At 39.6% G+C, this 10,649-nt stretch carries 10 protein-coding genes; 5 read left to right on the top strand and 5 right to left on the bottom strand.

Going from position 1 to position 10,649, the window contains the following annotated elements; all coding sequences use genetic code 11:
• Positions 1 to 142 precede the first annotated feature (142 nt).
• The 3 genes from AAFM34_RS18915 to AAFM34_RS18905 form a co-directional block, all read right to left on the bottom strand.
• Positions 143 to 859: a class I SAM-dependent methyltransferase gene (locus AAFM34_RS18915; RefSeq protein ID WP_341665533.1), complete on the bottom strand. Its 717-nt coding sequence runs from the start codon at positions 857 to 859 to the stop codon at positions 143 to 145.
• Positions 860 to 1,330: 471 nt separating this feature from the next.
• Positions 1,331 to 1,849 carry a hypothetical protein gene (locus AAFM34_RS18910; protein ID WP_341665530.1) on the bottom strand — a complete coding sequence of 173 codons (519 nt, stop codon included), beginning with the start codon at positions 1,847 to 1,849 and terminating at the stop codon, positions 1,331 to 1,333.
• 199 nt (positions 1,850 to 2,048) lie between these two features.
• Entirely contained in the window at positions 2,049 to 2,768 is a 720-nt protein-coding gene (locus AAFM34_RS18905) for a transporter substrate-binding domain-containing protein (RefSeq protein WP_341665529.1), read from the bottom strand.
• Positions 2,769 to 2,978: 210 nt separating this feature from the next.
• On the opposite strand from AAFM34_RS18905, the gene AAFM34_RS18900 reads away from it, so the two are divergent.
• The 3 genes from AAFM34_RS18900 (at position 2,979) to AAFM34_RS18890 (ending at position 4,683) form a co-directional block, all read left to right on the top strand.
• Positions 2,979 to 3,524, top strand: a complete 546-nt coding sequence (locus AAFM34_RS18900; RefSeq protein WP_341665528.1) for a redoxin family protein — start codon at positions 2,979 to 2,981, stop codon at positions 3,522 to 3,524.
• The gene (locus AAFM34_RS18895) at positions 3,521 to 3,982 is read left to right on the top strand and encodes a DUF3429 domain-containing protein (RefSeq protein WP_341665527.1); all 462 of its coding nucleotides are present in this window, start codon (positions 3,521 to 3,523) and stop codon (positions 3,980 to 3,982) included. The genes AAFM34_RS18900 and AAFM34_RS18895 overlap by 4 nt, the downstream gene beginning before the upstream one ends.
• A 215-nt stretch (positions 3,983 to 4,197) precedes the next feature.
• The gene (locus AAFM34_RS18890) at positions 4,198 to 4,683 is read left to right on the top strand and encodes a porin (protein WP_341665526.1); all 486 of its coding nucleotides are present in this window, start codon (positions 4,198 to 4,200) and stop codon (positions 4,681 to 4,683) included.
• Positions 4,684 to 4,769: 86 nt separating this feature from the next.
• On the opposite strand, the gene AAFM34_RS18885 is transcribed toward AAFM34_RS18890, so the two are convergent.
• The gene (locus AAFM34_RS18885; RefSeq protein WP_341665537.1) at positions 4,770 to 5,783 is read right to left on the bottom strand and encodes a bifunctional glycosyltransferase family 2/GtrA family protein; all 1,014 of its coding nucleotides are present in this window, start codon (positions 5,781 to 5,783) and stop codon (positions 4,770 to 4,772) included.
• A gap of 437 nt (positions 5,784 to 6,220) precedes the next feature.
• On the opposite strand from AAFM34_RS18885, the gene AAFM34_RS18880 reads away from it, so the two are divergent.
• Positions 6,221 to 6,715, top strand: a complete 495-nt coding sequence (locus tag AAFM34_RS18880) for a Spy/CpxP family protein refolding chaperone (protein ID WP_341665524.1) — start codon at positions 6,221 to 6,223, stop codon at positions 6,713 to 6,715.
• A gap of 87 nt (positions 6,716 to 6,802) precedes the next feature.
• On the opposite strand, the gene AAFM34_RS18875 is transcribed toward AAFM34_RS18880, so the two are convergent.
• Positions 6,803 to 8,236: a catalase gene (locus AAFM34_RS18875; protein WP_341665535.1), complete on the bottom strand. Its 1,434-nt coding sequence runs from the start codon at positions 8,234 to 8,236 to the stop codon at positions 6,803 to 6,805.
• Between the two features lie 622 nt (positions 8,237 to 8,858).
• On the opposite strand from AAFM34_RS18875, the gene AAFM34_RS18870 reads away from it, so the two are divergent.
• Positions 8,859 to 10,322: an aerolysin family beta-barrel pore-forming toxin gene (locus tag AAFM34_RS18870; RefSeq protein WP_341665522.1), complete on the top strand. Its 1,464-nt coding sequence runs from the start codon at positions 8,859 to 8,861 to the stop codon at positions 10,320 to 10,322.
• The last annotated feature ends 327 nt before the right edge of the window (positions 10,323 to 10,649 follow it).

The following is a 10,649-nucleotide window of genomic DNA, read 5'->3' as shown; positions in this document are numbered from 1 at the left end:
GTTAGTGATTGTACTCACTTAACTCGGTGTCCAAAACTGCTGGGGCGGATCATAAAGGGGTACACTGTACTAAGAGGCTTTATAGAGGGATTTATAGGAGCATGTACCTTTAGCGTACTAATTTTGAGTTTATGTGTGATTGTTAAGTTTGAGCGTGAACTAGACAACCACCTAGAACTCCATTATCAAGATTAATAGTCAGCTTAGTAAAGGAGTCATAGACTCTATCAAATGCTTCTTTACCATGATTGCGGCAAAGAGATAATTTTTTGTCTCTCATGTTATGCAGCACGCTTTGATAGCTGTCAAAAAACATCTCCGATAGGTCGTAGACCTCAACGATGGACCAAGGCGAGAAAATAGTATCGAGTCTATCTAAGGCAATTGGGTTGAAAGGGGAGTGGTCATCATCGAAAAGATTGCCTTTAAATGGCGTTTTTGAACAGTACTCAAAAACGAGTAAATCTGCCTTTTCCCTTGCTCTTCCCATTAATGCATTACACGCTTTATTCTGGTCTTCAAATGCATAGAAAGAGGAAAACAGTGTAAAAAGATCAAAGGTTTCTTCAGTAAGTTGGTCGATATCTAGTACATCGCCATGGAGAAATTTGCAATCCTTGTATTTATTTCTTGAGTAATTTATCGCTTGGATATCTTTGTCTAGCCCAGTGGTTGTTACCATTTGGTTGAGCATGTCTACTGTGCCACCTAAGCCGGATCCCACATCTAATACGCTTTGCTTTGATGCAAAGTCGATTTTGCTAATGGCAAACTGAACCGCTTCTCTGTCTTTTGGGTGAGTGAAATCGCCATTTCTTATTTCAGCCAGCAGATGTTTTTTTTGAATAAAAGTGTTCATGAAAAATAGCCCATTGAAACCAATTGCTTGATTTTGCTTTGATTAAAGATGAAAACCAATGAGTATTACAAAACACCGAGTAGAAAAACATTCGGGTTTTCCCCGTATGTTAAATGATACCAGATTGTATATTGTATACCTGTGCTTAACCTGATTTGTCCCTACTCGGAAAATCGCGATAAGCATTAGATATAAGTCTTTCTCTTTATCCTTATATCACCTGGGTTTTAGAACCCTGAAACCTTTATATAGCCAATTGTAATCTGGTCCAGTTTTTGGACATTCACGTGAGAGCGTTCCCCACTTAATTTAAGTGGGGACTTTTTGTTTACAACCATGATCATATAAGGTGGTGTAAAGTCCTTTGACCGTAAAAAGCGATGTGAGGTGTCATCGTTTTGTTTAATTTATGTGGAGTGACGTGGCTGGCTAATAAAATCGGTGAAGGACTAGGCTTCACCGATTATAGGGCTAGTGAATTTCTGTGGTTTTGATGTATCCATCTCCACGGCTGCCAGTAGAGCGGTTAATTACTACCCAGTAGTACTTACCTTTACCGGGGTTAGCATAGACTGAACGACTTGGCCCACCAACCACAGAGCCGCTGCCATCAACAAGCTGTAAACTGAGCCAAGCATTGGATAAGTTTGTTAATGCTCCTGATGCACGCTTGTAAGCGCAGGTTTGATCAAATGAGTACAGCATGGTTGAATCGCCAGGCTTTAGCTCAGTGAAGTAAAACGTGTTGGACAGGGTAAGTCGGCATAAGAAATTAAACGATTTTGAAAGCTCAGCGAATCCTTTGCTATCCATTTTCTGACGTTCTTCTTTGTTGAGATCTATCTCGACAGAGCTTTTGGTGACCACTTCTGATTCGAGTTCAACCACGGGATAGGCTTTCCCATCAAGATAAACATTAGTTGGGGCAAAGCTTGCTTGCGCTGAGAATGAAAACGCTGCAAGTAATAAAGATAAGTTAATAATTTTCATAGTAGAGACCTTATTTATAAGACGAGGAATAATTATTTATATCTATTACTTAAACAACATGTATTGGTTTTGTTTGTGATTAAATAATCTATAAACTGTAATAATTAAAATTGATATTTCATATATTAATAAGCTGAGTCACATAGATTAAGATGTCTAAAAATCTGGATAAAGCAGAGGTGATTACTTTTTTAAATGCTTATGGTTTAGCAGTCTCGCAAGGTTTTTTCGATATTAGAGCTTGATTAAACTCTGCCAAGATGGATTTTGATAGTGCGTTGTTTTTACTCAGAGCTAGATAAATTGGCAAAACATCAACAGCCTGTTCTGATACGTGAAACTGGTTTTTATCTAAAGATTGCTGCTCTATGTTCCAATGAAAAACCTCTTCATCCATAAGCATGGCGTCGACGCGATTTTTTATCAAAAACTCAATGTTCTCGTTAGCCGACTTGGTGTGATAAAAACTTACCTTTTCGTTGCTAATGTTTTGCCCGTATGCATAACCGGATACAACCGCTATCTTAATCGTGCGCTCTTGTTGTAAATCTTGATATTGGACTGGCGCACTTTTCAGGCTGATGACTTTTATTTGATTGGTGTAGTAGGGCTCGCTAAAGTACAAATCTTTCTCTCTTTGTGGTGTTTTCCAAGCGCCAACTATTACATCAACTTCGCCTGACTTTGCCATCTTGTAGGCGCGATTCCAAGGTAGTATTTCCACCGCGAGTTGCATCTTTGCCGCGCAAAAAATCTCATCGACCTGCCGATGTAGCTTACCTTTGTTCATAGTGTCTTTATGAAAGTAAGGTGGCCACTCATCTTGAACACCTTTTACAATCAAGGAAGAAGCGTTTGGAGATAGTGTTAATGTAAGTACAAGACATAGCGATGAATATTTACTCTTCCTCTGAACCATATCAGACATCTTTTCGATGTTGAATTACCTTTCAGTATAGCTAAGTAAACCATGTTATCTGCGACCAAGCGGTAATTGATAGGCTTCATTTTCAACCGATTTGTATTTGCAGATCTCGCTATCAAAATGAGGAATGATACGGGTTGAAGTGATCCTTTTATTTAGCGCTATAGTAGTAATGATTGACAATCACTGACATAAGTTAACCCTATGAAATATCCTATCCTTTGTTGCATAAGTTTACTTGGCAGCTTGATGGCTTTTGCTTCCTCTGCCGCCACATGTCCAGAAATATTGAATAGCAAGCAACGCCTGCTGAACTCGACTGAAAACATCGAGTTGTGCAAAGCGTTTCAAGGCAAAACGCTTTTAGTGGTCAATACGGCAAGTCAATGTGGTTATACCTCTCAGTTTGAAGAGCTTGAAGAGTTATATCAAACATACAAAGATAAGGGCTTTACTGTCATTGGTTTTCCAAGCAATGATTTTCGCCAAGATAGGGGAAGCGAAGAGCAATCTGCCAAGGTATGTTACCTCGATTACGGCGTCACGTTTCCAATGATGGCGCGTTCTTCTTTAACAGGCAGTAGCGCCAATCCGGTCTTTACCCAAATACAATCTCAAGCTGGCGTGAAGCCCAAATGGAATTTTTACAAATTCTTAATCAACAAACAGGGTAATGTGGTGGCAACCTTTCCAAGCTCGGCGTCACCAGTTAGTTCGACCCTTAAAAATGCTATAGAGAAGCAATTATGAATCCTAGAGGTATAGTAAGCACTCACACTACAATGACTAAGCTTGGTTATATGGGTCTCATTCCCTTTATATTCGGTTTGTTTTTATCCCTGACAGGACACGCCTTATTTGGGCTAAGTGGCGAAGTACTCTTTATTACTTATAGCGTCGTCATTTTGAGTTTTTTATCGGGTATTCTGTGGGGCAATGGCATCGAGAATTTTGAAAGCCGAGGCAGCAATAAAGCGCTAATTTTGAGTAATTTGATTGTGCTAGCAGCTTGGTTATCGGTCCTGCTCGGTGAGCGATATGAGTTTGAGAGCCTGCTGATTTTGCTTATGGGCTATGTTGTTGTTTGGCGAACAGAAAAATTGATGCGTTCAGAAAACCAGAGTGCGGGACCAGATGGGTACTTTGATATGCGTACAAGGCTCACCTCCAGTGTTGTTTTGATGCATGGGATAGTCTTGTTGACCTAACTAAGGGAGCAAGGCCTTTGGTAGAAGTAATCATGATGTGGTTGAATGAATAGAATCATACCGATATTTATAGATCCGCAAGAGATGCATTCATATTAAAAATCCTTATCTTTTAATATATTACTTTCATTTGACATGTGTACAACACAGTAATCATATAGTATTTTGACATTTTTATTTTTAAGCGATTTGAGAAAGTCCATCAAAGGTGTTAAATGAAAAATACTATTATAGCGCTAGCGTTAATCGGTGTGTCTGCGTCAGCATCTGCAGATTCTTGGTTATACGGAGGCGCATCTATTGGTCAATCTGATCTAAATTCTGAAGATACCACCACATACTCAGTTCACGTTGGAACTGGAATTCTACCTTTTATCGGTGTTGAAGCGGGTTACAACAATTTTGGTGAGTTTGATTTTGGTAATGGTAAGGTCGAAGCTTCATCGTTTTACGCAGCTCTTAAGCCGAGCATTAATTTTGGGCCTTTGCAGGTATATGCGAAAGCAGGGGCACATTATTGGGAACAAGACTCAAGCACCATTAGTTACAAAGATGACGATGATTTAGACTTTATGTGGGGAGTGGGCGCGGATTACGCTATATTTGGTCCAGTATCTCTGGGGGCTAACTATATGAATTACTCTGTTGGTAATAATGATATTGATACCGTGTCACTGACAGTGTCTTTTAACTTCTTGTAAGTTTAGTCGCGATTGACCTTAAGTATCATCCTGCCTTTCAACAGGCAGGGTGATTTTATATACGGACTTGCATTTTTATCTGGCAACTAAGATTTATTAAACACAAAATATTTCTGAATCAAGAAGCTGGAAATAAACAGTAAACATTCTGCTATAAGTTTGGCATACATGGTTGAAATGCCAAACATTATGATGAATTGAGTTAACATCATAGATGAAGCCAGTAGCATAATGGCCAGAGCGATATATTTTATTATCGATGGGTAACTTTCTCCATCGGATTTAAACACAATCCGTTTTGACATTATATAGTTGTAACAAGCCGAAAAGGCTCTTGCAATAACAAAGGATTTTATCGTCGAGTCAGTAGATAATAACACTAGGTAAAATAATAGATAGTCAATACATGCGCTGGATACTGATATGCCAGTAAAGCGTAAAAAGGTCCAATAAATCTTTACGGAATCCCTTAATGGATTAAAGTGGGATGAACTGTTATCGTCTATATATATAGTTTCAATATCTAACTGTTTTATAGTGCATTTTTCACGAGCAGCCAAGAGCAGCATTTCTGTTTCAAATTCGTAACCATTCGATTCAATGCCCAAACATTTATCAGCAAGATCAGTAGATAGATACCTCAGGCCTGTTTGAGTGTCGGTAATAGGAATTTGCGTGACTAGCTGGAATATTTTTTCCGTGATCGCGTTACCTATCCTACTTCGAAACGGCACTTTTCCGTTAAAGGCGCGAGCGCCTAGTAGAAGGCTATTCCTCTGGCCGCATTGATATCTCGCCTCGCTTAAGATACGTATAATGTCTTGAGGTGAATGTTGCCCATCTGCATCTGCGGTAATGATGCCAGTGGCTTCTGGTTTTTTATTTATAATGTAAGAGAAGCCCGTTTTTAGTGCTTGGCCTTTACCCAAGTTTGATGCGTGATCGATAACGACCAATTGGCTAAGGCTTCTTAACTGTTTGAATATATAGTTACATTTATCACTTGAACCGTCATTCACCACAACTATTGGGCAGCGACATAGTGCTTTAATATCTGAAATAAGGTGTATAATGGCATCACTTGGATTATATGCCGGTATTAATATTACCTTCTCATTTGAAATTATAATAATAGCCTCTCTATTATATATAAGCGATGTTTATGCGGGTTAATTTTATCTGCATTTTTTATAAAAAACTTTTAAAATTCAATGAATGATATTTTACTTATGATTTGATGTTCCAATAACACCTGATGTTATATATTTCTTGGCATTTTGTAGTTTTAATTAACATTTGATTATTATATCTATATAAAATAAACATACAGAATTTGGCAGAATCCTTGTCAGTTTTTTGTTGTGAAACTCATCTAATCGATATAGAAATGTAGTAAATGGGTAAATTTTTAAACTGGATAGGAACTTTTGCTATGAATACATTGTCTAGTGAGTTCTTAGTTTTATTTTTTAATTTGATATCCATATGTTTTATATATGGATGATCATTTATCTATTTTGTTAATTTGTGAGGATATATGAAACGTTATTTGATTACTGCGCTACTGACTATCGTGACCTTGCCTACTTTTGCCAATAATAATCAACCAGATACAACTAAATTAAACCAGCAAGCTGTGCAAACCGCTAAAGTTGCGCCACCGAAGCCTTTTGGCCTAGAAAGCATCACGCCGGAGCAAGAAAGCAAGATTAGACAGATACAAATTGAGCTGCAAACTAAAACTCAGGCGTTAAGTCCAAGCCAAGAAAAAATGGCCAAAGAAGTACAGCAGTGGACCAAGCTGGTGCAAAACGAGAAGTTTGATGAAGAGCAAGTAAAACAGATCCTTCGTGATTACAACGAAAAGCAACTTAATATTCAGGTTATGAAAATCAAAGCAGAGCATGACATGTATCAAGTACTCACTCCTGAGCAGAAAAACACCCTAGCAGAGCGTCGTAAAAAGCAGCAAGAGCAAATGAAATTAATTATGCAAAAGACTCAAGAAAAGGTAAACGCACAAAATAAGTAGTGCTGTATCAGGACCCTTTTGGTGAAAAGCTTGCTTGCTGGTGCCAGCAAGCGAGCTTTTTTAAAGGCGATTTATCTGGAGTAAATTTTAATCAAGACCTAAGGCTATTTTGAGCCCTTTCCCATAGTCTTCATCGGCTTGGAAAGCATGGTTAATATGGCGTTCTTGAATGTCCTTTGGTACCCCTTGCATGGCGCGAGCCGTATTATCAAACAATGCTTGACGCTGTTCGTTATTCATTAGACGGAATAAGTCACCTGCTTGGCTAAAGTAATCTTCATCGACTCTGTGATCATAATGATCAGCATTTCCATTTATGCGCAGTGGTGGCTCTGAAAAGTCAGGCTGTTCGGCCCATTCCTGTTTTGAGTTTGGCTCATAGCCAATTGTCGAGCCATAGTTACCATCAACTCGCATTGCCCCGTCACGGTGGTAGCTGTGTACTGGGCATTTAGGTGCATTGACAGGGATTTGATGATGATTGACGCCAAGTCGATAACGCTGTGCATCACCGTAGGCAAACAAGCGTCCTTGCAACATTTTGTCAGGTGAGAAGCCAATACCTGGGACGACGGCTGCTGGATTAAAGGCAGACTGCTCAACTTCCGCGTGGAAGTTCTCTGGGTTGCGGTTTAATTCAAACTCACCGACAGGTATCAGCGGATAATCAGTTTGTGACCATATTTTAGTTAGATCGAATGGATTGAAGCTAACCCTATCAGCCTCTAGTTCAGGCATGATCTGTACATGCATCTTCCACTTTGGAAACTCTTTATTTTCAATGGCTTGATATAGATCTCTTTGGTGGCTTTCCCGATCGCTACCTATTATGTCAGAGGCCTCTTGATCGGTCAGGTTCTTAATGCCTTGTTGAGTCTTGAAATGAAACTTTACCCAATAGCGTTCTTGGTCGGCATTGATGAAGCTAAACGTGTGGCTACCAAAGCCATGCATGTGACGGTAAGAGGCTGGAATACCGCGATCACTCATAACAATTGTGACTTGGTGGAAGGCTTCAGGAAGTGATGTCCAAAAGTCCCAGTTGTTGATGGCGCTTCGCATATTAGTGCGAGGATCGCGTTTCACAGCGTGGTTTAGGTCTGGGAACTTTAATGGGTCGCGCAGAAAAAAGATCGGCGTATTGTTCCCCACTAAATCCCAGTTTCCTTCTTCGGTGTAGAATTTGAGCGCAAAGCCTCTAATGTCACGTTCTGCATCTGCAGCGCCTCGTTCACCCGCAACCGTGGTAAACCGAGCAAATAACTCAGTCTTTTTACCAACTTCTGAGAAGATCTTAGCGCGGGTGTATTTTGTAATGTCATGAGTGACCGTAAAAGTACCATAAGCGCCAGAACCTTTGGCATGCATACGTCTTTCTGGTATCACTTCGCGATCAAAATGAGCCAATTTTTCAAGAAACCATACATCTTGCAGTAACTGTGGACCACGAGGTCCGGCTGTCATTACATTTTGGTTATTGCTGACAGGGCATCCAGCAGCAGTTGTTAGTTTTTTCGTCATCATCTCTTCCACATTAGTTTCAGTGTTAAGGTCAACTCGCCTTATTCGAACAGCTTGTGCCATAGGGCATTTGATCATGTATATCTCTGATTTAAATGTGATTAAAGATAAAATTATTAATAATGGAATAAGCAATACTTATAGGCTAGATAATAGATTTTATGTCTTTGAATTCTCTTTAACGTGATGAGTGTGATGTTTGATATCGTGGGGTTAAATATTGGTTAATGTGATAAAAGCCAAAAATAGACTGAGCCTAATAATCGTATTTGGGATGTAAATCTAACTATATATTTTTTAGGGTTTTAGCTAATTACACAATCCATTAGATTTTTGGCCTTCATTAACAACCCGTTAACAATGCGATCCGTTTGTAAAACGATGACCTCTTGTAACAGTTTTTATTTAAGGTTTACCATGTCTAAAAAGCTAATTTTGTCTCTTGCTATTCTTTTCTCTTCTGCCACTTCTACCGCTGCTGGTGTTTGCCCCGAGGGTCAATACTCTTTTTGTGATGGATTTGGCACCTGTTTTTGTTCGCCCCTATAGTGTTGCGAGCTTAGGTTAAATAACGCCGCCTCGTCAGGCATGGCTTCTTAAGTGATTCAATGGAATGCAATTTATGAGAGATGATCTATTGAAAGTGTTCCTGTGTGTGGGAATGTTAACTCTCTTTATCAACAAGCATGTTTTGGCTGATACTCCAAGTCGTTATATTGAATTAGAAGATATTGAGTTACAAAAGAGGCCATGTCGAAGTGGCTATGAACCAATCAGTTTAAGCACGGCTATGATGTACCAACAGAGGTTGGCAGCTAAAATGGGCGAGTGGCAGCTAACAAATATAGAAAATGGCTTGATCATCATGGGGCCAGGTCATAAAGGAAACATTAAAATTGCCAATCAACTGGCTTATACGAGCTGGTGTATCGAATCAGACAAAAAAAATACCTATCAGGCTGACGTCTCTTTACCACTCAAGTTAAAAGCACCCAACAGGCAAAAGTTGGAGTGGCTTATGATTAATTCAAAAGAGTTTTACGAGCCTTTAGCGGAACTTGCTAACCTACTCGGTTACGCTTGGAGCGGCGGTGTGGACGGACGGCAAAGCGGAGAAGATATGGTGACGTCTGTTTACGATAGAGATGTTTACCATATTAAATCCGATGCGATAGGGTTTGGAATGCCTTGCTATGGATACCGTTGTGACGACAGATTGATCATCGACATTACTAATCTTAGCTATCAGCTTTTACCCAGTACCGTTGCTCAAAGAGACAGTACGGATGAAGCCCAAGAAATATTGGGAGTAAGGCGTGCTAATGTGACTAATGACTCTGATATAAATCAGCAATATCGAGTGACATTTTCCTATAAAAAGCAAACCAGTTGGAAGTTTAAAAGTTCGATCAGTTTTGAACAGGCGGTATCCGTTAAGAGCGACTTTACTTTACCATTCATTGGTGAAAGTGAAGTCGAAGTGTCTTTTTCTGCTGGGCAAAGCTGGGGAGAGGAGAGTTCAGGAGCCGCGAGTGAGCTGGTCACAGATACCATAGTGGTCAATGTACCGCCAAAGCGCAGGCAAGAAGTACTGATGACCATATACAAAACATCAAAAGTATACCCATACAAAGGGCAGGCACGGGTAAGTTATGATCTTGGCTTGTATGGGTTTCTATCTTATGCAGGCAATGCAGACATAGAGCACCCCACACATCGCCCCCACAAGTACTATCAGTGGGAGATAGGAAGGAAAACCTTAGGTGGGGACAATCTTGGCGAGCAGTTTGAAAATCGAAACTTACCACTTCAAGAGCATACCTGGGATTGGCCATGGGTTGTTAATTCATTTGGTTTACCTTACACACAGGCAGTGATTGACGCTATTCAACGGCCGATAGTGACAGAAGTAGGTGGCGATCTTTCCTTGCAGAGCGTTTACGGAGCCGATGTCTATTATGGTGAGACAGTGGACCTTGAAAGTTCAAACCGTGTAAGGCGTTCTTTGGATGATGTATCTGACTGGAAAATAATTAATACATTTGACGCATTGCCTTACGTAAAAGTTGAGGTTGAGAGGTTGTAATTACAATGAGAGTTAGAAAAGTACCGCTATCTCTTTAGTCCACAACCTTAATCTCTCCATTATAGAAAACTGAAAGTTTTAAAAAAGCGGCAATTTCATGACTATTACAAGTGTCGTTTTTTTGGCAAGTCAATAGTTATGCTGCTCAAGCGTTTTATAACTCTATGATTCCTATGAAGATTAATATAGCTTATGTCTCTTTGGCACAAGATATGCTCTTGTGATGGTATGAGAAGTATTGGAGTGATAAGTAATGAGCATAAATTTATTTTTTTTGTAAGCTGGCGGTAAACCCCATCTAATCATTTCCTTTTAAATTCGGTATTG

The sequence above is a fragment of the Vibrio sp. genome (assembly GCF_038138445.1).
In the GTDB taxonomy this organism is placed as follows: Bacteria; Pseudomonadota; Gammaproteobacteria; order Enterobacterales; family Vibrionaceae; genus Vibrio.
This window is presented reverse-complemented; position numbering and strand designations above follow the sequence as displayed.